Here is a 21,938-nt window from a genome sequence, read left to right as displayed (position 1 = left end):
TCCACTGATGTTAACGTATGAGTTGATTGAGTTCGAAAATGGGGAGCAGCACCGCCAAAACCACCAGCCCGACCGCGACCCCCATGGCGAGCACGAGAAGCGGCTCCAGCAAGGTCATCAAGCTGGAGACGGCGGTTTCGAATTCCCGCTCGAAGGCGGTACCGGCCTTGGCCAGCATCTCTTCCAGCTCTCCCCCTTTTTCACCCACCGAAACCATGTGCACAAGCAGGGGGGGGAAAAGCCGCGTTCCCTGCAGGGCACCGGACAGGCTGCCCCCTTCCGCCAGTTCCGTGGCAATTCCCCGGAGCGCTTGGCGGTAGACGCGGTTAACGACCACTTCGGCGGTGATTTCCAGCGCCTTGATAACCGGCACTCCGCTGGCGAGGAGTAGGCCGAGTACCTTGGCGAAGCGGGCCATGATCAACCGTTTGGCCAGACTGCCGATCAGCGGCAGTCGCAGCAACAGCCGGTCCCGCCGCTGACGGAACCGTTCCTGCTGCATGGCGCGCCGGTACAGAACGACCAGCCCGGCACCGAATGCGAGCACCAGCCACCAGAAGCTCCTGAGGAAATGACTGAGCTTGATGAGCAGGATGGTGATGAGAGGGAGGACGGCCTTGTTGTCCTCGAATATGGTGACAATCTTTGGAATGACGAAGGTCAGCAGGAAGAACATGACACTGCTGCCCACCACAATCATCAGCAGCGGATAGGCGAGGGAGGAGGTTACCTTGCTCTGGATAGCCCGCTGTTCTTCCAGGAAAAGCGCCAGCCGCTCCAGAATCGTGTCGAGGGCGCCGCTCGCCTCGCCGGCCGCCACCATGGCAACATAACTCTCGCTGAAGATGCGGGGGTCAAGGGCCAGCGCCCGGGCCAGCGGTGCCCCTTCGGCAAGACGTTCGCGAATGCGGCCCAGCGCCTTTTTTAGCTCGCCCGGCTCTTCCTGATCATAGAGCGTGGTGACCGCTTCGTAGATCGGCACCTGCGAGCCGACCAGGGTGGCGAGTCGGCGGGTCATCAGGGCCAGCTGGGCGGGACCGACCCCTTTGGTTAACAGGGCGCGGCGACCCGGTCCCTGTTCGTCGACCGCCGGGGCCAACTCGCGGGGGAAGAGCCCGTCGTGCTTCAGGCGAAGCTTGGCCTCCTTCAGGCTCTCCGCCTCGACGGTCCCGGAGGTTTCCCTGCCTCCTGCCGTATAGGCACTATACCTGAAGGTCGGCATACTCTTCCTGTGTTACCCTGAGCACTTCCTCGATGGTGGTGAGGCCTGCGGCAGCCTTGATCAGGCCGTCGTCCCGTAGGGTGCGCATCCCCTTCGAGAGGGCGTACTCCTTGATAACCCCTGCCGGGGTCCGCTTGATAATCATCGAACAGATTTCGCTATCGATGGGGAGCAATTCATAGATGCCGATCCTTCCCCAGCTCCCGATGCCGAAACAGTGATCGCAGCCCCGACCGCGGTAGAGGGTCGCAGGCAGCGCGAAACCCGCGTATTCCCGTTCCGGGGTGTATGGTTCCCGGCAGTGGGGGCAGATCCGCCGGACCAGCCGCTGGGCCATTACTGCCGACAGTGAGGAAGCAACCATGAACGGCTCAATCCCCATGTCGATCAGCCGGGCGATGGCCGTTGCCGAATCGTTAGTGTGGAGGGTGGAGAGAACCAGGTGGCCGGTGAGCGAGGCCTGCATGGCGATCTCGGCCGTTTCTGCATCACGGATTTCGCCGACCATCACGATGTCCGGGTCCTGGCGGAGGATGGCCCGCAGCCCGCTGGCGAAGGTGAGGTCGATTTTCGGATTGACCTGGATCTGGCCGACCCCCTTGACCTGGTATTCGATCGGGTCTTCGATGGTGATGATGTTTTTCTCGGGCGAGTTGAGCCGGTTGAGGGCGGCGTAAAGGGTGGTCGACTTGCCGCTGCCGGTCGGTCCGGTGACGAGAATGATGCCGCTGGTTCGCGACAGGAGCCGCTCCATGGCCCGGACCCCCCCCTCGTTGAGCCCGATATCGGCCAGAGAGATCAGGCCCTTCTGTTTATCGAGCAGCCGGAGCACGACCCGTTCGCCGAAAAAAGTCGGGATGATCGAAACGCGGATGTCCACATCCCGGCCGGCAACGATCACCCTGATCCGCCCGTCCTGGGGAAGGCGCTTTTCGGCGATGTTCAGCCCCGCCATGATTTTCACCCGGGAGACGAGCGCCTCCTGGACTACCTTGGGTGGGGCAAGCTTGCGGTACAGGATGCCATCGATCCGGAACCGGACCTCCAGCTCCCGTTCGTAGGGCTCGATGTGAATATCGCTGGCGCGCTCTTTGACCGCTTCGGAGAGGATCGAGTTGAGCAGCCGGATCACCGGCGCCTCTTCGGTCAGGTCGAGGAGATCCTTCGGCTCGGAGAGTTCAGTGGCGATCACCGACAGGTCTTCGCCTTCCAGCTCCTCGACGACTTCCTGGGCCGAACTGCCGAGCCGGGCGTAGAGACGGTTGACGGCGTCGAGAACTACTTTTGCCGGGCAGGCCACTGCCTCGACGTCCCGACCGTAAACTGCCCGCAGCTCGTCGAGCGTTGCCAGATCGGCCGGGTTGCCGGTGGCGATTCGCACGCGGCCGTCGCTCTCCCGCAGCGGCAGCACCAGCCGTCCCCGGGCAAAACTTAAGGGGAGATGGGCAAGGAGCGCCGGGTCGGCAGCGCCATCTTCGATCTCTGGCAGAAACGGCATACCGAGCCGTTCCGCCACCTGTTGAGGGGTACGCTCTTCACTCATGGCTTAAGCTGCTGCTCCAGGCTGAACGGCGCATCCGATTTGACCGCGTCGCTGAACTTCCCTTTCTGGGTCGCCGAGACCTCCGCCAGCTCATCGGCACCGCGAATGATGCGGGGGGTCAGGACGATCATCAGGTTGGTCTTGACCCGCTCTTTATGCTTGGTCTTGAAGAGCCAGCCGAGCAGGGGGATATCGCCGAGAACCGGGATCTTGTTGACCGTTTCGGTGTCCTGGTCCTGGATCAGCCCACCGATCACCACGGTCTGCTTGTCCTTGACCACCACCGACGTTTTGGCTGACCGTTTGGTGGTCACCAGGTCGGTCGCATCACCCTTACTGCTCTTGACGGCGGAAATCTCTTGGTAGATGTCGAGCTTGACGTACTCGCCCTCGCTGATCTGCGGGGTAATTTTGAGGGTGATACCGGTATCTTTCCGTTCGACATTGGATGTTTGGGCTACGCCGGTACTGTATGTGGTGTTGGAGGTGACGAAGGGGACGTTCTCACCGACGAAGATTTCCGCTTCCTTGTTGTCGGAGGTCAAAATGTTCGGCGTCGAGAGGACGTTGACGGCGCCGTTGGTCGCGAGTGCCTTGAGATTGCCTGCAATCTGGATATTGGAGCCAGTGGCCAGGGATTGTAGAACACTATAGATTGTCTTCTGCGGGTCTGAACCTGAACCGATGAAGCTGAACGGGTCGAAGGCGCCGGCACCGGCGGTATTGCCGCTGATGCCGCCGCCGGTGATGCCAAGCTGCATCCCGAGGTCTTTCAGTTTGTCGAGGGAGACTTCGGCGATGACCGCCTGGACGAAGACTTGGCGGCGCCGCTTGTCGAGCTTTTCGATGACCTGGAGCAGGTTCTGGTAATCGGCCGGCGAAGCCATGATCACCAACGAGTTGGTGGCCTTGTCGGGGGTGATCGAAATTTTCCCGCCTTCGAACGGCGACTGCTGGGGAGCGGCCGCAGCGGCTGCGGTTCCCGGCTGGGTGGGGGTGGTGGCCGGTGCCCCCTTGACTAGGCCTTCGAGGACTTTGGCTACCTCGGTGGCGTCGGCGTTTTCCAGGTAATAGACATTGATTTTGCTGCTGGTGGTGGGGGGGACGACATCAACCATTGCTATCAGCTTCTTGATGTCTTCCTTGTCGCTGTCGGAACCGAACAGGATCAGGGCGTTGAGTCGGCTGTCCGGCACAACGACAGCACCGGAGGAGCTGGCCGCCGTCGCCGGCTGGCCGGGAGCTCGTTGTGTTTTGCTCCGGTCGCCAAGCCATTCGCGGACCACGTCGGCAACGCTGTCGGCGGAGGCGTTTCTGAGAAAGACCAGCTCGGCGCCTTCCCGTTTCTGGGGAGTGTCGATCAGGGCGAGGATTCCCATCACTTTCTGGATGTTGAAGGCCGAATCGACCACGAGTAGCATGTTGTTGGCGCCGAACGAGGCAAGATAGCCATCCCGGGAGACGATCGGCTGCAGGAAGGGAACGGCCTCCTGGGAGGCAATATTCTCCAGGGGGATGATGCGGGCCACGTAAGCGTCATTGACCGGCGGACGTTCCTTCCCGGTAAAGATTTTCGTCCCGGATTGCTTTGCCATTGCCGTCGGGACGATCTTGTAGACCTTGCCGGCAGGAATGGTCGTGAACCCCTTCAACTCCAGCACCGAGGTAAAGACGTTAAAAGCATCGTCCGGCGAGAGCTTCGACGGGGAATAGACCGAGATCTTCCCTTTTACCCGCTCGTCCATGATGAAGTTTTTGCCGGTCAGGTCGCTGATGAACTTGACCATTGTGGCAATATCCACGTCGTTGAAGTTGAGAACGACCCCCTTGGCGAAAGACGGGGCTGGCGCGAGCAAGGAGAGGATGAGCGCTGCTGAGGCAAGAGTTGACGCAATACGCATGATTGGCTATAGCCTCCAGTGATCCGGACGTGGTGACATGAGCCCGAACGGTTGTCCGGTCGTCGTCTCCGGGTATTTCGTCGCAGAAATCCTAACGGATGTCATACGTAAAGGTGGTCGGTTGACCATCCCTGATAAGGTCGAGTTTTATCCTGCTTTGCCCCTTAAGTGAGGCCAGCGACTGGATCGCCCGTTCGGGCGAATCGATGGGGAGATCGTTGATGCTGCGCAGCACGTCGCCATTCCGGATTCCGACCATCCCGAAAACGCCGGCCGGCTTGACCTCTGAAACCCGGAAACCCTCAACCTTGCCATCCTTGACGCTGGGGAGGAGCCGGGCGTCGGTCATTGCCTGGCCGATGTTGTCGAGAGCGGCGTTAAGTGCCCGTTGATCGATGACGAAGCTGCCTGGCGCCGTCTGCGTTGCCGCGATCGGCGATGCTGGCGGTCCTCCCTGCTGAGCCGGGGGTTCCGTCGGGGCTGCGGTAGGGGTAAAGAGGGTGATGCGCCGGCCCCCGGCCATGATTTCCGCACGCTCCTTCTGTACTCCGACCAGGGGGCCGAGGCCGAAGACCGATTCCCCAAGGCGGAAAACCCGCTCTTCCGGGGGGGACGCACGCCGGATAAGGGCAAATGTCTCGCGGTATGAGCCTTGGGCCGTACCGACCAGGGTCAGGTTTGCTTGATTCACCGGTTGTTCGCCGGCAGCGGGGGCGGCGACGACGACCGGAGTCAATTTCCCTTGGGTGGCCTTGCCGAAAAGACCTTGTTCCAGGATCGGTGCGAAGGCAGTCAGACTTTCGCTGCTGGCCGGCGTTGTCGCGGAGGTGGCGAGGACGGGGCGCTTGCCGACGACATGGGCAAGGCGGTAGGAGACGATGCCGGCAGCGATCCTGGCAGCGGCAAAGGAATTGAGGATGATGAGCAGGATGGTGAGGAGATGAATTTTTTTCATCGGCAGTTATCTCACACGCGAAATGCCGACATAGTAAGCCGAAAAAGTGCGGCGAAGCAAGCGAAAACAGATTTTATGCCGCTGTATCGCGGCAGCCTGTCCCTGTGGTACCCGTTACCCCCCTTGGTTGACAAATACCGGGGAGCTTATTACAGTAGAGCTATCATTAAACTCGTGGAGGTCCATATGAAACTTTTTCCTGTGCGGCTTCTCAATTGGTTAGCCGTTGCCGGAGCCTTGACGCTCATGACGGTGGCGAACGTCTCGGCCAAAGTCATCGCCCCCGACTTCGTTGCGTTGGCCGAGAAACTCAAGCCGGTCGTCGTGAACATCAGTACCACCAAGAATCCCCGCCCCATTAAGCGATTTCACCGATCCCCCAATCAATCTGCCGACCCTTTCCAGGATTTCTTCAACCGCTTCTTCGAGGATATGCCCCGGCAATCCCAGCAGCAACGCAGTCTCGGTTCCGGTTTTATCATCAACGATCAAGGTTATATCCTGACCAACAATCATGTGGTCGCCGGTGCCGATGAAATCAAGGTCCGCCTGTCCGACGGCCGTGAATTCAAGGGCGAAGTGAAAGGCGCCGACGACAAGCTCGACCTCGCCTTGGTCAAGATCAATACGAAAGAGCATCTACCGGTTGCCGAACTGGGCAACAGCGACGATATCAAGGTGGGGGAATGGGTGCTGGCGATTGGCAATCCTTTCGGGCTTTCCCAGACCGTTACTGCCGGTATCGTCAGCGCTACCGGGCGGGTGATCGGTAGCGGGCCCTACGATGACTTCATTCAGACCGATGCTTCGATCAATCCCGGGAATTCCGGCGGACCGTTGTTCGATGCCGACGGAAAGGTGATCGGCATCAATACCGCCATTATTGCCGGGGGGCAGGGGATCGGTTTTGCAATCCCGATCAACATGGCTAAAGACGTTATTCCGCAGTTGGAAGATAAAGGGAAGGTGATTCGCGGCTGGCTGGGGGTTACGGTTCAGCCGATCACTCCTGACTTGGCAAAGTCTTTCGGCCTGGAGAGCGACAACGGTGCCCTGGTCTCTGATGTGGTCAAGGACGGCCCGGCTGCAAAAGCGGGGTTGAAAAGCGGCGATATCGTTCTTGAATTCGCTGGCAGAAAGATCCGCGAGGTGGGCGAACTGCCGCGGCTGGTTGCTGCTACCCCCGTTGGCAAGGATGTCACGATGAAGATTGCCCGTGACGGCAAATCTCAGGAAGTTACCGTTAAGATTGGCCGGTTGGCCGACGGCAGCGGCGAGGGAAACCTGAAGGCGGCCGAAGTGAAGTTCGGGATGAGCGTCAGCGAATTGAATAAAGACCTGGCTGCCCGAATGGGGCTAAAAGAGAGTTCGGGGGTAGTTGTCTCCGGTGTTCAATCGGGGAGCGTAGCCGAAGAGGCCGGCATCCTGCCCGGCGATATCATTCGGGAAATCGGTGGCCGGACTATCAAGACACTGAGCGATTACGAGCAGGCGATGAATTCATACAAATCCGGTGACGTGGCCCGATTCCTGTTGCGTCGTGGCGACAGCAACTACTTCCTGGCGTTCAGGATTGATTAAGCTTTCTGCCGTTGTGCTCTCAAAGGTGCGCTTCTCGCCAGGCGCACCTTCTTTTTTTGGTGAAAGGATCAATTGATGAAGGTTTCTGTCGAAACGGGAAGCTATCGGGAGCATCAATGCCCGGTACTGGTGGTCGGTTGCCATGAGGGTAATCCCTCTCGTGATCGGGTCGTTGCCGATTTGGACGACTCCCTGGCCGGCACGATTGGTCTGTTGGCGCGCGATCGCGAGTTCTCCGGCAAGCTGAATACCGTCAAGCTGCTCCATACCTGTGGCCGATTGCCCGCCGAGCGTCTTCTCTTGGTCGGCCTTGGGCAAGAAGGGCTGTTGACCGCTGAGCGGTTGCGACAGGCGGCCGGGACCGCTGCCAGGACCTTGAAGGCGGCGGGTTTGGGGCGTTTTACCAGCATTCTTCACCAAACTGCCGTTTCCTTGCCAGACGCCGTCCCGGCAACGGTTGAAGGGTTGCTGCTCGGTGGCTATTCGTTCGACCGCTATAAAACCGCACCGCTTGAGGAAGGACCGTTGCTCGAAGCGACAGTCCTCTGTGCTGATCCGGCCGTACTCGACGACTGCAGTAAGACGGTCAAGGACGTTGAGACCGTTTGCGCGGCGGTTGCCATGGCCCGCGATCTCGTCTCCCAGCCGGGTAACGTTGCCACTCCAGCATATCTTGCGGAACGAGCCCTGGAAGTGAGTTCCCGCCTTGGCATAGACTGTCGGGTGCTTGAGTGTGATGACCTGGAACGTCTTGCGATGGGAGGGCTTATCGCCGTGGGGCAGGGGGCTCATCATCCGCCACGGTTTATTATCATGGAATATAATGCCGCTCCTGCCGGGACGCGTCCGATTGTGCTGGTTGGCAAAGGGGTCACCTTCGATTCGGGAGGCATCTCGCTCAAGCCCCGGGACGGAATGGAACGAATGAAGGATGACATGGCCGGGGCCGCCGCAGTAATGGCAACGCTGATGGCCGTTGCCGGCCTGAAACTCCCGCTTAACGTCGTCGGCCTGGTTCCTGCCGCTGAGAATCTTCCTGGTGGCGGAGCATACAAGCCGGGCGATATCATTCGGACCATGTCCGGTCGGACCGTCGAGATCGTCAATACCGATGCGGAGGGCCGGATGCTCCTTGCCGACGCCCTGTGCTACGCCGAACGGTATCGGCCGGCGGCGCTCATTGATCTGGCGACTTTAACGGGGGCGTGCCTTGTTTCTCTGGGGACTGCCGCTTCCGGTCTGTTAGGAAATAATCCCGCCCTGCTGCAGGAGTTGAAACGCGCCGGAGAGACTACGGGGGAACGGCTGTGGGAGTTGCCGCTGTGGGATGAATACGGCGAATTGATGAAAAGTGAAGTGGCCGACTTGAAGAATGCCGGTGGATCGTCGGCGGGAACCATCACGGCGGCCTGGTTCCTCAGCCGTTTTGTGGGCAAGACGAGGTGGGCCCATCTCGATATTGCCGGAACGGCCTGGGAGGAAAAGGGGCGGTCGTACCAGCCGAAAGGGGCGACCGGGGTCGGTGTCCGTCTCTTGGTGGAATACCTGCGGAAAAAGGCGGCGAAATAAAAAAAGGGTGTGTCTGACGACACACCCTTTTTGCGACTGCTTGGCAGAACTTATTTCGCCACGGATTTGGCAATTTCGATCGCCACGTCCTTGTAAGGGTTGGCGAAGAGGATGATCAGGCAGACAACCAGAACGTAAATGGCCAGAGACTCGATCATGGCCAGACCGATCATCATGGTGGTCAGGATTTTCCCGGAAGCGCCCGGATTGCGGGACACACCTTCAACAGCACTCTTCACGGCGAGGCCCTGGCCGATGCCGGTACCAAATGCGCCGATTGCCATACCGAAGCCAGCCGCCAACATACACATCGTCAAAAATTCCATCTTCTACTTCCTCCTTTGGGTTGTCTTCTCCTAAATAATATAGGATAGCGATTTAGTGAGCTTCCTCGAGGGAACCTTGGATATAGATCATGGCCAGGAGCATGAATACGAAAGCCTGGATGAAGGAAACCAGTACCCCCATCAACATCATCGGCAGCGGCACGAGGAAGGGGGCCAGGGCAAAGAAAATCATCAACACGAGTTCGTGGCCGTTCATGTTGCCGAAAAGACGCAGCGAGAGCGAAAGCGGCCGACTCAGGTGGCCGATTATTTCAATGAAAAACATCAACGGTGCCAACCACCAGATCGGTCCCATGAAATGCTTCAGGTAATGAAACCCATGTTTTTTGATGCCGACCACGTGGGTGGAGAAAAAGACAATGACCGCACAGGCCGCCGTCGTGTTCAGGTTTGCCGTCGGCGGGAAAAAGCCGGGGATGAGCCCGATCAGGTTGGAGACGAGGATAAAGAGCGCCAGGGTGGCAATCAGCGGGAAATAGGGGCGGCCCTTTTCACCCATGGTCTCTTCGACCATGTTCTCAATGCCGCCGATTACCACTTCCATGAAGTTCTGCACGCCTGAAGGCACTGCATTCATGGCTTTGGTAGCCAGGATCGAGAGGATGACCAGCATGAGGATGATCAGCCACGTGTATGCGATTGCATCGGCGCCTGCCTCGGAAATGTGGAGCGGTTCAAGGAATTTTCTGAAAAATTGCAGGAACAGTAACGGGTGAACCATGTTAAATTTCTCCTTTTGCTGCAAACAGATAAATTGCCAGAACTGTTATCGTTATCACCAGTACGGAAAGGCCGACGAGCAAGCCGAAAATGTCGACGCCGATTTCAACAACCAGCACGTAGACCAATCCAGCGGTGATCATCAATCTAAGTAGGAAGCGAAGGGCGGCAAAACTGGCGGCCTGATGCGGCTGCAAGTTCAAGGCGCGTCTCATCGCCCTCAACAGCCAATACTGGTTGGCCAGGATCAGGCACCCTCCGGCCAGCACGCCGACGGCAAAACGCCCGGAAACGAAAACGAAGCCACCGGCGGTAAAAAGGAGCAGCAGGATTCCGCTTCCGACGCTCGTTAAAGCGATGAGGTTGCGTTCGCTAATTCTTGCCGCTGTCATCCTTCTTAATTTCACGTCCCGCAATTATATATATGTTTCTGAAGCCTGCTGCGATGCCGAAAAACAGAAAAATGAAGAAAAACCACGGGCTGCTTCCCAGCCAACGGTCCAGCGTCAGCCCGGTGAAAACTCCGATGGCGATTGCCAGCGCCATCGAGATCCCCATGCTCGAAACGAGTCCAAGATTTTTTATAAGACTTCGCTTATCGTCGTCCATTAAGGAGAAACCTAGGCTTCATAGCATACCCGCAGTAAGTATGTCAATCTCATTTGTGTCAAATCGTTACAGACTCTTGAAGCTTTTGCGTGCCGCGTCGATTGTCCGCTCGATTTCAGGCAGCGTGTGGGCAGCGGACATGAAGGCCGTTTCAAACTGGGATGGTGCCAGATAGATCCCCTCTTCGAGCATCGCCCGAAAATATTTGGCGAATGCCGCGGTATTGCATTTTGCGGCAGAATCCCAGTCGTGGACCTCTTCAGTGCCGAAAAATGCACAGAACATGCTCCCGACCCGTGTACCGTAGAGCGGGCAGCCGGCAGCTTTTGCCGCGGTGAGAATCCCGCCGGCGAGCAGTTGGCTTTTTTCCTCAAGTTGTGTATAGAAGTCCTTCTGCTGAAGCAGACGAAGAGTTTCGATACCGGCAGTCATTGCCAGCGGGTTGCCGGAAAGGGTGCCCGCTTGGTAAATTCCACCAGCTGGCGATAATTTTTCCATAATCTCTTTTTTGCCGCCAAATGCGCCAACGGGAAGTCCGCCACCGATAATTTTGCCCAAGGTTGTCATGTCGGGTGTAACGCCGAAAAGCTCCTGGGCGCCGCCGTACGCAACCCGGAATCCGGTCATCACTTCATCGAAGATAAGGATGATTCCTTCCTCGGTGCAGATGCTGCGAAGTCCTTCGAGAAATCCCTCCCGCGGCGGGACCGTTCCCATGTTGCCCGCAATCGGTTCGACGATTATGCAGGCAACCTGGTCCTTGTTCTGGGAGACGAGTTGTCGCACCGAGGCCAGATCGTTAAACCGGGCGGTCAGGGTGTGTTTGGCAAAATCGCCCGGTACGCCCGGGGAGTCAGGGACACCGAATGTGGCTGCACCGGAGCCTGCCTTGACGAGAAGCGAGTCAGCGTGGCCGTGATAGCAGCCTGAAAACTTGATGATCTTGTCCTTGCCCGTGTAGCCGCGGGCAAGGCGAATGGCGCTCATTGTGGCCTCGGTGCCCGAGCTGACCATGCGGACCATCTCAATAGAAGGCACTGCTTTGATTACCATTTCAGCAAGAATGATCTCTAGCTCGGTCGGCGCCCCAAAGCTACTCCCTTTCTCAACGGCATTTTTGACTGCCGCAACGACTTGGGGGTGGCAATGACCGAGGATCATCGGTCCCCATGAGCCGACATAATCGATGAATTCGTTGCCGTCGGCGTCGATAATCCGGCTGCCTGAAGCTTTGGATATGAACAGCGGGTCGGCGCCGACGGATTTAAAGGCACGTACCGGGCTGTTGACGCCACCGGGAATGGAGGTGATTGCTCGTGCGAAAAGCTGCCGGGAGGTTGTTGTGGTTATCATGGGTGGTCTCCTGGAAAATATTCTGAAAAATTAAGTAGTTATTACCATGGGCAGGGTGGCGGTGTCAAGGGATAATCGTGTTTGGCCCAATACGGCAAAGTAGGTGAATTTTCAATACGAATTCAACAAATTGAAGGGCTTGCATTAGAAATTTTTTTTCTTGACAAAGTTTTTTAAATGACATAAGTTCCCACCAAATTGTATACAGTATACGCAATAAGAAAACCGGATATTCAGGCGCTATAAAGAATCAGAGATAAACGAGGGGTTTATACAACCTCATTCTTGGAGGGAAACATGCTTGCCGCTTATCTGCCCATTATAGGACTCGTGATTGTTGCCATTGCCTTCGGTCTGATCTCGTTGGTCGCATCGTCGTTGATCGGGCAGAAAAAGCCCAGCTCGGTGAAGCTGAGTCCGTACGAGTGCGGTTGCGAGCCGGTTGGGTCCGCCCGGGAACGTTTCTCGGTTAAGTTCTACATTATAGCGATGTTGTTCATCTTGTTCGACATTGAAGCGGTGTTTCTGTATCCATGGTCGATTCTTTTCAAGCGTCTCGGCATGTTTGGGCTTGTTGAGATGGGAGTATTCATAGTCATTCTCTTCGTCGGCTATATCTACGTCTGGAAAAAAGGAGCTTTGGAATGGGAGTAGAGCAACCAATGGGAGATAATGTGGTAGCGACGTCTCTGGACAAGCTGGTCAACTGGGCACGGAAGTCTTCGATCTGGCCGATGACCTTCGGTCTCGCGTGCTGCGCTATCGAAATGATGGCAACCGGTGCGTCGAGTCATGACCTTGACCGTTTCGGGATTATCTTTCGTGCGTCGCCCCGCCAGTCCGACTGCATCATTATTGCCGGGACGGTTACCAAGAAGATGCTTCCCGTCATCAAGACGGTTTACGAGCAGATGCCGGAACCGAAATGGGTTGTGGCGATGGGGGCTTGCGCCTGTTCGGGTGGCATCTTTGACACTTATAGCGTTGTGCAGGGGGTTGATGAAGCTCTTCCTGTGGATGTCTACATTCCGGGTTGTCCTCCCCGCCCCGAAGCGCTGCTCTATGGTCTGCTCAAACTGCAGGAAAAGATATCGAATGAGCGGAACTCCTTCGGGTCTTCGTTTGGCTTTGGTGAGCGGCTTGAGCCCGCTGCTGCCTGATCAGATTCTTCATCAAGGGAAAAGGTAACGTGGTCATGACAGACAACAATCGTGCGGTTATCAAACTGAAAGAGAAGTTCTCCTCGTCGATCCTTGATGTCAAAGAGTTTCGGGGTGAAGTGACGGTCACGGTGAAGAAGGAAGATATCATCAGTGTCTGTAAGTGTCTCAAGGAAGAATTGAGATACGATATGCTCACTGATGTGACCGCTGTGGATTATTTGGGGCAGGATCCGCGTTTCATGGTGGTTTACAACCTGTATTCGATTCCCAATAAGGATCGGTTGCGGCTGAAAGCGCCGGTTGGTGAGGAGAATGTGGAGATCGAGTCGGTGGCCTGCCTGTGGAACTCGGCAGACTGGCTTGAGCGCGAAACGTATGATCTGTTCGGGATAGTGTTTGCCAACCATCCTGATCTGAGAAGAATTCTGATGACAGACGACTGGGTCGGTCATCCGCTACGCAAGGATTATCCTCTCCAGGGGCCGGGACGCGAGCCATACAAGGGCCGGCTTTCGTAAATACAGCGAGCAAGAATTCCATTCGACAATAGAGGCGATAAATGGCAAGCAAAGAAATTATGACAGTAAACATGGGGCCTCAGCACCCGAGTACGCACGGGGTGCTTCGGCTGGTCATCGAGCTGGACGGCGAAGTCATTGAGAAAATTACCCCGCATATCGGGTATCTTCACCGGGGAGTTGAGAAGCTTTCCGAGCATCGCACCTACCATCAGGCGATGACGCTGACCGACCGACTCGACTACCTTGCGCCAATGAGCAATAACCTTGGTTATGTATTGGCAGTGGAAAAGCTGCTCGACCTCGAAGTGCCGGAACGTGCCCAGGTTGTCCGGGTAATCATGGCAGAGCTGACCCGTCTCAAATCGCACCTGGTCTGGCTTGCCTGCCACGCCCTCGATATCGGCGCGATGACCGTTTTTCTTTACTGCTTCCGTGAGCGCGAGCTGATCATGAGTATCTACGAGAAGCTCTCCGGTGCTCGTATGACGAGTAGCTACTTCCGGGTCGGTGGGCTGTCGCGGGATGTCTATGATGGGTTTGAAGCGGATGTGCGGCAGATAGTTGATGAGTTCCCTGCCCATTTCGACATGTATGAGGGTCTGCTCACGAAAAACACTATCTGGCTGCAGCGGACCGTAGGTAACGGTGTTATTTCCGCGGAGGACGCCATCAATTGCGGCATTACGGGGCCGGCGCTCAGGGGATCCGGAGTCGACTGGGACCTTCGCCGCGACAATCCGTACAGCGGCTACGATAAGTTTTCGTTCAAAGTTCCCGTCGGCGAGAAGTGCGATACCTTTGATCGTTATAAGGTGCGTCTCATCGAAATGCGGGAAGCGATCAATATTCTCAAGCAGGCGCTTGGGCAGCTGAAGCCCGGGCCGGTTCTTGCCGACGCCCCCAAGGTTTGTTATCCGCCGAAAGAGAATGTCTATAACACCATTGAAGGCTTGATTCATCACTTCAAGATTGCCAGTGAGGGATTCCCGGCACCTGAAGGCGAGGTGTATCAGTCAGTTGAGGCGCCAAAAGGGGAGCTGGGCTACTATCTTGTCAGCGACGGGGGAACGAAACCGTATCGGATGAGAATCCGGCCGCCTTCATTCGTTAATCTCAGCGCGATTGAGAAGATGTCAAAGGGATCCATGATTGCCGACCTTGTGGCGGTTATTGGTACGCTCGACATCGTCCTTGGTGAAATTGACCGGTAAATAGTGCGATAAAGGAGAAGGGTTACATGAGCAACGCTCCTGCTGAGGCTTTGCCGACTGAAGAGGTCGATCTTTCCTACGCAAACAAGGTAATTGATAAATACCTGACGTTGCCTGGCAATCTCATGCCGGTACTTCAGGGGATTCAGGATGAGTACGGCTTTGTGCCCAAGCCGGCAATTGATCTCGTTGCCGAGCGACTCAACGTTTACCCGAGCCAGATTTATGGCGTGTTGACGTTTTATGCACAGTTTCATCTGAAGCCTCGTGGGCGGTTCATTATTCGTGTCTGTGTTGGTACAGCATGTCACGTGCAAGGTGCCGAGCGGATTGTAGAGACCTTTTTTGAAAAACTTGGCATCGGGCATGCCGAAACATCTCCCGACCTTCGCTATACCTTTGAGAAGGTAGCGTGTCTGGGGGCCTGTGGTATGGCTCCGTTGGCGATGGTGAACGATGATACCTTCGGCAAGATGACCGTCCAGAAGGTCGGCGAAATCATCACGGAATACAACCAGAGACCGCTGAAGTAAGAGAGTTCTCAACTTTCCATCAGAGGATACATTGATATGGGCGCACAAGCGGAAATCAAGATTCTGATTTGTCAGGGAACGGGTGGTATCTCGGCTGGGGCCAGAAAGGTCGAAAGCGAGTTCAGGAAGGTTCTTGACGAAAAAGGAATTCAGGCAGTAGTCGGCAAACGTTGCGATGTTATCAATACCGGGTGCCGTGGTCTTTGTGCCAATGACGTGTTGGTTGATATTGTCGACCCCGAGTTGGGCCGGGTCACGTATGATTTTGTTCAGCCCGAGGAAGTTGCACAGATTATCGACGAACATATCGTCAAACGTTCGCCGATCGAAAAGCGCAAGGCAAAGCCCTACTACAATACGTTTGTTGATTCGCAAATGCGAATCGTCATGAGTGGTTGTGGCCAGATCGATCCAGAGAGTTTGCAGGCCTATCTTGAAGAAGATGGCTTTAAGGCGATCGAAAAATGCGTCAAGGAAATGAAACCCGCTGACGTCATTGATGAAGTAAAGAAATCTGGACTCCGTGGTAGAGGGGGCGGGGGCTTCCCCACCGGCATGAAGTGGTCGTTTTGTGCCGCCTCGCAGGGAAAACAAAAGTATCTGATTTGCAATGCTGACGAAGGCGACCCCGGTGCGTTCATGGACCGTTCGGTTCTTGAGGGCGACCCCTACTGCATTATCGAAGGGATGATGATCGCTGCCTACGCGATCGGTTGCACGAAGGGCTATGTATATGTCCGCGCCGAGTATCCGCTGGCTATTGATCGTCTCCAAAAGGCCTTGGATGTCTGCTATCAAAAAAACTACCTGGGGCACAATATTCAAGGGTGGGGGTTCGACTTCGACCTGATCATCAAGAAAGGCGCAGGGGCGTTCGTCTGCGGTGAAGAGACCGCCCTGATGGCCTCAATTGAAGGTGAGCGCGGCATGCCGCGTCCGCGTCCGCCGTTTCCTGCGGTCAAGGGGCTCTGGGCTAAGCCTACCAACATCAATAACGTTGAGACCTTTGCCAATGTCCGGCACATCATCAACAAAGGCGCCGATTGGTATGGCTCGCTCGGCACCGATACGACGAAGGGGACCAAGATTTTTGCCGTAACCGGCAAAGTGAAGCATACCGGTCTCGTCGAAGTTCCAGCTGGGATGACCGTTCGATCCGTCATTTACGACGTGTGCGGCGGGATTGCCAATAACCGCAAATTCAAGGCGGTTCAGGCTGGGGGGCCGTCGGGTGGCTGTATCCCGTCGGAAGTTCTTGATACCCCCGTTGACTACGATTCGCTGATCAAGGCCGGTGCAATGATGGGTTCGGGCGGTCTGGTCGTTATGGATGAGACGACCTGCATGGTGGACGTTGCCCGGTTCTTTCTGACATTCACCCGGGATGAGTCCTGCGGCAAGTGTGTGCCGTGTCGGATCGGGCTGAAGGTCATGCTGGACATTCTGGAACGGATCACCGAAGGTCGCGGCCAGGCAGGGGACATTGAGACATTGCTTGAGATGGGTTCAACCATCAAAAAAGCGTCTCTGTGTGGTTTGGGTCAGACGGCACCCAACCCGATTCTTTCGACAATCCGGTATTTCAGGCATGAATATGAAGCACATATCAACGATAAGCGATGCCCGTCCAATTGTTGTAAGGAACTGCTTTTGTGGCAGGTAGTTGAAGACAAGTGCGTTAAATGCGGAGCGTGCTTTAAAGCTTGTCCGTCCGATGCGATCGTTTGGGAAAAGGGGCAAATAGCGTATCTCGACAAGGAAAAGTGCACTAAGTGTAAATCGTGTTATGACGCCTGTCGCTTCATGGCGATTGAGTAGCCGCTCGACGAGCTAACTTCCGAGGGAAACAGAGGTCACGATGGTAAATCTCACGATCGACGGAAAACAGGTAACGGTACCAAAAGACGCTACCATTTATGATGCCGCAAAGTCGGCAGGCATCAAGATACCCATTCTCTGTCACGACAAAAAGCTCCATCCTTTTGGTGGTTGTCGTATGTGCCTCGTTGAAGTGGAACAGATGAAGGGGCGGCAAATCCCGGCATGTACTACCCCGGTGACGGAGGGGATGATAGTCAGCACCATGACGCCGGAAATTGTTCAAGCAAGAAAGATGGTGCTGGAACTGCTTCTGCTTAAGCACCCCATCGACTGTCCAGTCTGTGATGCTGCAGGTGATTGCGACCTGCAGAATCTCACCTATGAATACGAAGTAAATGCGAATCGGTTCCAGGACGAGAAGTTCCAACACCAGATCGACTACGAAAATCCACTGATTGAACGCGATATGAACAGATGCGTTCATTGTGGCAAATGTGCACGCATCTGCGATGAGATTGTCTCCTTTGGGGCGTATTCGTTTATCAATCGCGGTATTGAAGCAAAAATCGGCACGCCGTTCGACGGCCCCCTGAACTGTGAATTCTGCGGTTCATGTATCTCTGTCTGTCCGGTGGGAGCACTTATCTCCCGGCCGTTTAAATTCAAAGCCCGGTGGTGGTCTTTGAACAAGGTCAAGACCGTTTGCTCGTATTGCGGGACCGGCTGCAACCTGACCTTGGGTGTCAAAGATGACAAGGTACTTACAACTGTTTACGATGAAGATCAGGGCTTTCATAACGGGCAACTCTGCACCCGGGGGAGATTTGGCTATCAGTTCGTGAACAGCGCCTCCCGGCTTACAACACCGTTGTTGAGGAAAAACGGTAAGCTTGAGCCTGTCAGTTGGGATGAAGCGCTGGGCGTCATCAGCCAGCGCCTTGTCGAAGGGAAAGCAGCAGGAGGCTCGACTGTTGCCGGCCTTGTGACCCCACGCCTTACCAATGAAGAGCTGTACCTGTTTAAAAAGCTGTTTAATGGGGCGATTGGCTCTGACAATATCGACCATGCGGCAGGGTATGCTCATGAGGCGTTGACCGTCGGTGCTGCTCAAAGTGTCGGAATCCCTGCTTCTCCTGCGGTGATAGCCGATATTCAGGATGCGGATTTGTTGCTGGTTGTCAAGACTGACGCCTATGAAACGCATCCGGTGCTCGGTTTTGAAATCAACCTTGCGGTCAAGAGAAAAGGGGTCAAGCTGCGAATTGTTTCCGACAAGCGCGGCAAGCTTGCCAAATTACCCGGCGCGGCAACGTATCTTCATAAGCCGGGCTATGAAATACAATTCTTCAATGCGCTGGCCAAGGTTGTTGTCGACGAAGGGCTGGGGGCTCCGGAAGCTGCCGCCACGATCCCAGGCTATGGCGAATTCAAGCGGTCGCTTGAAAGTGTTTCGCTGCCGCAGGCTGCCGAGCAATGCGGGGTTACGGTTGATGAGCTTACAGCCCTTGCGCGTGACTATGTAGCCGCTCCTAAGGCGCTGATAGTAATGCCGACCGGTATGGGATATCCAGGCCATGGCAGCGATTTGGCTCATGCCGTTATCAACTTGGCGTTGGTCGCTGGAAAGATTGGTGCGGCTGGCGGCGGCGTCTTGATTCTCGGTGAGAAGAACAACAGTCAGGGAGCAGCGGATCTTAAAATTCACCCGGTTGCGGCCGGTAAAAATGCGGCTGCAATTCTTGATGGCTGCATAGCCGGGGCGGTTAAAACCCTCTATATCGCCGGCGAGAATCCGGTTGTCTCGTATCCGAATCGCAAGCAGGTGGAACTTGCCATTGACAAGGCAGAGTTTGTAATCGTCCAAGACCTGTTCCTTACTGATACAGCTGCCAAAGCCGATGTCGTGCTGCCAGTGTGTTCCTTTGCCGAGAAAGAAGGAACCTATACCAGCGTTGGTAAAGCAGTGCAGAGAATTCATAAGGCAATTAAGCCTATTGGCCTTGCGAAAAGTGATTTCGAGATATTCAACCAGTTGTATGCAGCCCTTGGCGGCGACAAATTCGCTGGTCCGGAGCAGGTCTTCGCGGAAATTGCTGCAACGGTGCCTTGCTACGGCGCAATCGAGTATGCTGCGCTCGGCGACACCGGGGCGATATATGCGGTGACGCCAAAGCCAAAGCTGATCCCGGTTGCCGGTGCTGTACCCAATGCTGAAGCAGGGAAATTGGCACTTGTCACGGGGAGTGCGCTTAATCATTGCGGTACGCTGTCATTGCATGGTGAAGGGCCGATGTACGTTTGTCCGGCAGGTTATGCCGAACTGAACATAGAAGATGCGGCGAGACTTGGTGTCAATCAGGATGAGCTCGTTACGCTGAAATCGTCTGTCGGTGAAGTACGACTCAAGGTCAAGGTCGGTGTGCGATTGCCAGCCGGCATGGTCTTTGCCCCATACCATTTCGCGGAAAATTCAATCAATAACGTTACAAATGGTGCTGCGGTCCAATGGGTCAGCGTCAGCAAGTAGAAAAGTACGAACAGAAACTAGACTAAAATAACAGAGGGGACGAGGAGCAAATGGGATACGAAATATTGGGATTGCCAATGGCGTATTACATCGCCATGGTGGCCAAAGTTGTTGTCGTGTTTGTGTTTGTTCTGCTGACCGTGGCATACGCCACCTATGCTGAGCGAAAGATCATTGGCCACATGCAGGTGCGACTCGGTCCGATGCGGACCGGTTGGCACGGGCTTCTTCAGCCTATTGCCGATGGGGTCAAACTGTTCTTCAAGGAAGAGATCATTCCGGCGAATGCCAACAAGTTCGCTTTCCTTGTGGCACCGTTGATCTCACTGGTACCCGCCTTCATTGCGTTTGCGGTGATACCGTTTGGCGACACAATCGAAATTGCGGGAAATAAGATACCGTTGCAGATTGCTGCCTATTACGACACTGCCGCCGGCAAGGTGGTCGATGTGAATGTCGGGGTTTTGTACATCCTTGCCTTGGCATCCTTGGGGGTCTACGGGATCGTATTGGCGGGCTGGGCCTCTAACAGCAAATATTCTCTGTTGGGTGGCCTACGGGCATCTGCGCAGATGATCTCCTATGAGCTTGCCGCCGGACTCTCGATTATCTCGGTGTTTATGCTGTCGCAGTCGCTGTCGTTGCATCAGATCGTTGCCGACCAGGCCGGATTCGGCTGGTACGCCTTCAAGCAGCCACTGGCATTTGTTCTGTTCTTCATCTGCTCCGTTGCAGAGATCAACAGGACTCCCTTTGACCTTCCGGAGGCCGAAAGTGAACTTGTTTCCGGATTCTGCACCGAATATTCGAGTATGAAGTATGCGATGTTCTTCATGGCAGAATATGCCAACATGGTAACGGTCTGTGCCGTAACGACGACGCTCTTCCTCGGTGGGTGGCATGGTCCGCTTCCGTCGGTGCTCAACTTCATTGTCAAAGTGTACTTCTTGATGTTCTGTCTGATGTGGATTCGCGCTACCTATCCGCGCTACCGCTATGACCAGCTGATGAGACTGGGTTGGAAGGTGTTCCTCCCGTTGGCGCTTCTTAACATTGTTGTTACCGGTGTCGTTGTAGCACTCTAGTCAATTCCATGACGAGGATATCGAAATGATTGTGCCGCTGCTTAAAGGTCTGAAAATCACCCTGACTCATCTCTTCAAAAAGCCGATTACGCTGCAATACCCAGACGAGAAGCCGGTTGTTTCTCCGAATTTCCGGGGACTCCATGCTCTCAAGGTGTCGCATGATCGTGCGAAGTGTGTTGCGTGCTATCTTTGCCCGACCGTCTGCCCGGCGAAATGCATTACTGTTGAGGCCGGTGAAGACCAGAACCACGACAAGTTTGCAGCCAAGTACGAGATCGACATGTTGCGGTGCATTTTTTGCGGGTACTGTGTTGAAGCATGTCCGGTCGATGCCTTGACGATGACTGGGGAGTTTGAGCTGGCTAATTACAAGAGAGAAGATTTTGTTTTTGTCAAAGAGAGACTTTTAGAAAAGAGATAAAGGAGCAGCAATGGAAACCATTTTCTTCACCATTGTGGCAGCAATAGCTGTCGTGGCCAGCATTATGGTCATTACTTGTAAAAATCCGATTAACAGTGCGCTCTCTCTTGTCATGACATTCTTCTGCCTGGCCACGCTCTATGTAATGCTTGATGCGCCATTCATGGCAGCCGTGCAAGTGATTGTCTATGCGGGCGCGATCATGGTCTTGATAGTGTTCGTCATCATGCTGCTCAACCTGCGGGCCGAGTCGGGCAGGAGAAGCTCCCATACGGTGCTGTTCGGTAGTTTGGTTGGAGTTTTCACACTCTTCCAACTTGTTTATATCCTGAACAGAAGCTCGCTGACTGGAGCAAAGGGGCCGCTGGACGCGGACATCATCAACAACGTTGGGCATACTGAGATTATCGGCAAGGCACTGTTCACCGATTTTCTCCTTCCCTTTGAAATTACTTCTATTCTGCTTCTGGTGGCGATCATCGGCGCAGTCGTACTTACCAAACGGAAAATTTAACCGACAGGGGTGAAGCAAATGGTACCTTTGCACAGCTATCTGATTCTCAGCGCAATCTTGTTCTCAATTGGAACAATCGGGGTTCTTATCCGGCGAAATGCGATTGTCATTTTCATGTGCGTTGAAATGATGCTTAACGCCGTAAACCTAACCTTCATTGCGCTCTCTCGGCAGCTTGGCAATATCGATGGGCAAATCTTCGTTTTCTTTGTTATGACTGTTGCTGCAGCAGAGGCGGCAGTAGGCTTGGCGCTGATGATTGCCTACTACAAAAACAGAGAATCCATTGATGTTGAAGATATCAAGCTTATGAAGCTGTAGCAGAGAGACAGAGACTTT

22 protein-coding genes are annotated in these 21,938 nt (G+C 55.2%); 13 read left to right on the top strand and 9 right to left on the bottom strand.

From position 1 onward, the window contains the following. Positions 1 to 10: 10 nt before the first annotated feature. The 4 genes from gspF to gspC all read right to left on the bottom strand — a co-directional run bounded on the left by gspF (position 11) and on the right by gspC (position 5,621). A complete protein-coding gene (gene gspF / locus QMN23_RS18755; protein WP_282000858.1) occupies positions 11 to 1,222 on the bottom strand; it encodes a type II secretion system inner membrane protein GspF in 1,212 nt (403 codons plus the stop codon). After that, on the bottom strand, positions 1,203 to 2,765 hold the full coding sequence (gene gspE / locus QMN23_RS18750) for a type II secretion system ATPase GspE (RefSeq protein WP_282000857.1): 1,563 nt from the start codon (positions 2,763 to 2,765) through the stop codon (positions 1,203 to 1,205). Before gspE ends, gspF begins: the two co-directional genes overlap by 20 nt. Next, entirely contained in the window at positions 2,762 to 4,666 is a 1,905-nt protein-coding gene (gene gspD, locus QMN23_RS18745; RefSeq protein ID WP_282000856.1) for a type II secretion system secretin GspD, read from the bottom strand. Before gspD ends, gspE begins: the two co-directional genes overlap by 4 nt. Before the next feature lie 91 nt (positions 4,667 to 4,757). After that, positions 4,758 to 5,621: a type II secretion system protein GspC gene (gene gspC / locus QMN23_RS18740; RefSeq protein WP_282000855.1), complete on the bottom strand. Its 864-nt coding sequence runs from the start codon at positions 5,619 to 5,621 to the stop codon at positions 4,758 to 4,760. A gap of 186 nt (positions 5,622 to 5,807) precedes the next feature. Between gspC and QMN23_RS18735 the strand changes: the two genes are divergently transcribed. Then, entirely contained in the window at positions 5,808 to 7,202 is a 1,395-nt protein-coding gene (locus tag QMN23_RS18735; protein WP_432613085.1) for a DegQ family serine endoprotease, read from the top strand. 75 nt (positions 7,203 to 7,277) lie between these two features. Next, entirely contained in the window at positions 7,278 to 8,771 is a 1,494-nt protein-coding gene (locus QMN23_RS18730) for a leucyl aminopeptidase (protein WP_282000854.1), read from the top strand. A gap of 50 nt (positions 8,772 to 8,821) precedes the next feature. On the opposite strand, the gene atpE is transcribed toward QMN23_RS18730, so the two are convergent. From atpE to hemL, 5 genes are all read right to left on the bottom strand, one after another. Beyond that, positions 8,822 to 9,097: an ATP synthase F0 subunit C gene (atpE, locus tag QMN23_RS18725; protein ID WP_282000853.1), complete on the bottom strand. Its 276-nt coding sequence runs from the start codon at positions 9,095 to 9,097 to the stop codon at positions 8,822 to 8,824. A 52-nt stretch (positions 9,098 to 9,149) separates the two neighbouring features. Beyond that, complete coding sequence (locus QMN23_RS18720; RefSeq protein ID WP_282000852.1) at positions 9,150 to 9,839, bottom strand: F0F1 ATP synthase subunit A; 690 nt, start codon at positions 9,837 to 9,839, stop codon at positions 9,150 to 9,152. A gap of 1 nt (position 9,840) precedes the next feature. Next, positions 9,841 to 10,230 (bottom strand): ATP synthase subunit I, encoded by a 390-nt coding sequence (locus tag QMN23_RS18715; protein WP_282000851.1) that lies wholly within the window; start codon positions 10,228 to 10,230, stop codon positions 9,841 to 9,843. Then, positions 10,211 to 10,447 carry an AtpZ/AtpI family protein gene (locus tag QMN23_RS18710; protein WP_282000850.1) on the bottom strand — a complete coding sequence of 79 codons (237 nt, stop codon included), beginning with the start codon at positions 10,445 to 10,447 and terminating at the stop codon, positions 10,211 to 10,213. The genes QMN23_RS18715 and QMN23_RS18710 overlap by 20 nt, the downstream gene beginning before the upstream one ends. 66 nt (positions 10,448 to 10,513) lie before the next feature. Further along, positions 10,514 to 11,800 (bottom strand): glutamate-1-semialdehyde 2,1-aminomutase, encoded by a 1,287-nt coding sequence (gene hemL, locus QMN23_RS18705; RefSeq protein WP_432613084.1) that lies wholly within the window; start codon positions 11,798 to 11,800, stop codon positions 10,514 to 10,516. A gap of 297 nt (positions 11,801 to 12,097) precedes the next feature. On the opposite strand from hemL, the gene QMN23_RS18700 reads away from it, so the two are divergent. The 11 genes from QMN23_RS18700 to nuoK are packed head-to-tail and all read left to right on the top strand — an operon-like array spanning position 12,098 to position 21,920. Next, positions 12,098 to 12,454 (top strand): NADH-quinone oxidoreductase subunit A, encoded by a 357-nt coding sequence (locus QMN23_RS18700; RefSeq protein ID WP_282000849.1) that lies wholly within the window; start codon positions 12,098 to 12,100, stop codon positions 12,452 to 12,454. After that, positions 12,445 to 12,960 carry an NADH-quinone oxidoreductase subunit B gene (locus QMN23_RS18695; RefSeq protein ID WP_282000848.1) on the top strand — a complete coding sequence of 172 codons (516 nt, stop codon included), beginning with the start codon at positions 12,445 to 12,447 and terminating at the stop codon, positions 12,958 to 12,960. Before QMN23_RS18700 ends, QMN23_RS18695 begins: the two co-directional genes overlap by 10 nt. 35 nt (positions 12,961 to 12,995) lie before the next feature. Then, positions 12,996 to 13,481, top strand: coding sequence for an NADH-quinone oxidoreductase subunit C (locus QMN23_RS18690; RefSeq protein ID WP_282000847.1), 486 nt, complete (start codon positions 12,996 to 12,998; stop codon positions 13,479 to 13,481). 41 nt (positions 13,482 to 13,522) lie between these two features. Further along, positions 13,523 to 14,695: an NADH dehydrogenase (quinone) subunit D gene (gene nuoD / locus QMN23_RS18685; protein WP_282000846.1), complete on the top strand. Its 1,173-nt coding sequence runs from the start codon at positions 13,523 to 13,525 to the stop codon at positions 14,693 to 14,695. 26 nt (positions 14,696 to 14,721) lie between these two features. Further along, positions 14,722 to 15,228: a complex I 24 kDa subunit family protein gene (locus tag QMN23_RS18680; protein ID WP_282000845.1), complete on the top strand. Its 507-nt coding sequence runs from the start codon at positions 14,722 to 14,724 to the stop codon at positions 15,226 to 15,228. A 36-nt stretch (positions 15,229 to 15,264) separates the two neighbouring features. Next, entirely contained in the window at positions 15,265 to 17,046 is a 1,782-nt protein-coding gene (gene nuoF, locus QMN23_RS18675) for an NADH-quinone oxidoreductase subunit NuoF (RefSeq protein ID WP_282000844.1), read from the top strand. 40 nt (positions 17,047 to 17,086) lie between these two features. Then, positions 17,087 to 19,576 (top strand): molybdopterin-dependent oxidoreductase, encoded by a 2,490-nt coding sequence (locus QMN23_RS18670; protein WP_282000843.1) that lies wholly within the window; start codon positions 17,087 to 17,089, stop codon positions 19,574 to 19,576. Positions 19,577 to 19,626: 50 nt separating this feature from the next. Next, entirely contained in the window at positions 19,627 to 20,661 is a 1,035-nt protein-coding gene (nuoH, locus tag QMN23_RS18665; protein WP_282000842.1) for an NADH-quinone oxidoreductase subunit NuoH, read from the top strand. A 25-nt stretch (positions 20,662 to 20,686) separates the two neighbouring features. Further along, positions 20,687 to 21,085, top strand: a complete 399-nt coding sequence (gene nuoI / locus QMN23_RS18660) for an NADH-quinone oxidoreductase subunit NuoI (protein ID WP_282000841.1) — start codon at positions 20,687 to 20,689, stop codon at positions 21,083 to 21,085. Positions 21,086 to 21,095: 10 nt separating this feature from the next. After that, positions 21,096 to 21,599 (top strand): NADH-quinone oxidoreductase subunit J, encoded by a 504-nt coding sequence (locus QMN23_RS18655; protein ID WP_282000840.1) that lies wholly within the window; start codon positions 21,096 to 21,098, stop codon positions 21,597 to 21,599. A gap of 18 nt (positions 21,600 to 21,617) precedes the next feature. Further along, complete coding sequence (nuoK, locus tag QMN23_RS18650; protein WP_282000839.1) at positions 21,618 to 21,920, top strand: NADH-quinone oxidoreductase subunit NuoK; 303 nt, start codon at positions 21,618 to 21,620, stop codon at positions 21,918 to 21,920. The last annotated feature ends 18 nt before the right edge of the window (positions 21,921 to 21,938 follow it).

It is taken from the genome of Geotalea uraniireducens (assembly GCF_027943965.1).
Lineage (GTDB): Bacteria > Desulfobacterota > Desulfuromonadia > Geobacterales > Geobacteraceae > Geobacter > Geobacter uraniireducens.
This window is presented reverse-complemented; position numbering and strand designations above follow the sequence as displayed.

What these genes read in the sequence shown, in the direction of transcription:
- nuoF (WP_282000844.1), top strand. Translation starts at nt 15,265, where the DNA reads ATGGGCGCACAAGCGGAAATCAAGATTCTGATTTGTCAGGGAACGGGT.
- gspE (WP_282000857.1), bottom strand. Translation starts at nt 2,765, where the DNA reads ATGAGTGAAGAGCGTACCCCTCAACAGGTGGCGGAACGGCTCGGTATG.
- QMN23_RS18720 (WP_282000852.1), bottom strand. Translation starts at nt 9,839, where the DNA reads ATGGTTCACCCGTTACTGTTCCTGCAATTTTTCAGAAAATTCCTTGAA.
- atpE (WP_282000853.1), bottom strand. Translation starts at nt 9,097, where the DNA reads ATGGAATTTTTGACGATGTGTATGTTGGCGGCTGGCTTCGGTATGGCA.
- QMN23_RS18680 (WP_282000845.1), top strand. Translation starts at nt 14,722, where the DNA reads ATGAGCAACGCTCCTGCTGAGGCTTTGCCGACTGAAGAGGTCGATCTT.
- gspD (WP_282000856.1), bottom strand. Translation starts at nt 4,666, where the DNA reads ATGCGTATTGCGTCAACTCTTGCCTCAGCAGCGCTCATCCTCTCCTTG.
- QMN23_RS18715 (WP_282000851.1), bottom strand. Translation starts at nt 10,230, where the DNA reads ATGACAGCGGCAAGAATTAGCGAACGCAACCTCATCGCTTTAACGAGC.
- QMN23_RS18735 (WP_432613085.1), top strand. Translation starts at nt 5,808, where the DNA reads ATGAAACTTTTTCCTGTGCGGCTTCTCAATTGGTTAGCCGTTGCCGGA.
- gspF (WP_282000858.1), bottom strand. Translation starts at nt 1,222, where the DNA reads ATGCCGACCTTCAGGTATAGTGCCTATACGGCAGGAGGCAGGGAAACC.
- QMN23_RS18695 (WP_282000848.1), top strand. Translation starts at nt 12,445, where the DNA reads ATGGGAGTAGAGCAACCAATGGGAGATAATGTGGTAGCGACGTCTCTG.
- gspC (WP_282000855.1), bottom strand. Translation starts at nt 5,621, where the DNA reads ATGAAAAAAATTCATCTCCTCACCATCCTGCTCATCATCCTCAATTCC.
- QMN23_RS18670 (WP_282000843.1), top strand. Translation starts at nt 17,087, where the DNA reads ATGGTAAATCTCACGATCGACGGAAAACAGGTAACGGTACCAAAAGAC.
- nuoD (WP_282000846.1), top strand. Translation starts at nt 13,523, where the DNA reads ATGGCAAGCAAAGAAATTATGACAGTAAACATGGGGCCTCAGCACCCG.
- QMN23_RS18690 (WP_282000847.1), top strand. Translation starts at nt 12,996, where the DNA reads ATGACAGACAACAATCGTGCGGTTATCAAACTGAAAGAGAAGTTCTCC.
- nuoI (WP_282000841.1), top strand. Translation starts at nt 20,687, where the DNA reads ATGATTGTGCCGCTGCTTAAAGGTCTGAAAATCACCCTGACTCATCTC.
- QMN23_RS18655 (WP_282000840.1), top strand. Translation starts at nt 21,096, where the DNA reads ATGGAAACCATTTTCTTCACCATTGTGGCAGCAATAGCTGTCGTGGCC.
- QMN23_RS18730 (WP_282000854.1), top strand. Translation starts at nt 7,278, where the DNA reads ATGAAGGTTTCTGTCGAAACGGGAAGCTATCGGGAGCATCAATGCCCG.
- nuoH (WP_282000842.1), top strand. Translation starts at nt 19,627, where the DNA reads ATGGGATACGAAATATTGGGATTGCCAATGGCGTATTACATCGCCATG.
- nuoK (WP_282000839.1), top strand. Translation starts at nt 21,618, where the DNA reads ATGGTACCTTTGCACAGCTATCTGATTCTCAGCGCAATCTTGTTCTCA.
- QMN23_RS18710 (WP_282000850.1), bottom strand. Translation starts at nt 10,447, where the DNA reads ATGGACGACGATAAGCGAAGTCTTATAAAAAATCTTGGACTCGTTTCG.
- hemL (WP_432613084.1), bottom strand. Translation starts at nt 11,800, where the DNA reads ATGATAACCACAACAACCTCCCGGCAGCTTTTCGCACGAGCAATCACC.
- QMN23_RS18700 (WP_282000849.1), top strand. Translation starts at nt 12,098, where the DNA reads ATGCTTGCCGCTTATCTGCCCATTATAGGACTCGTGATTGTTGCCATT.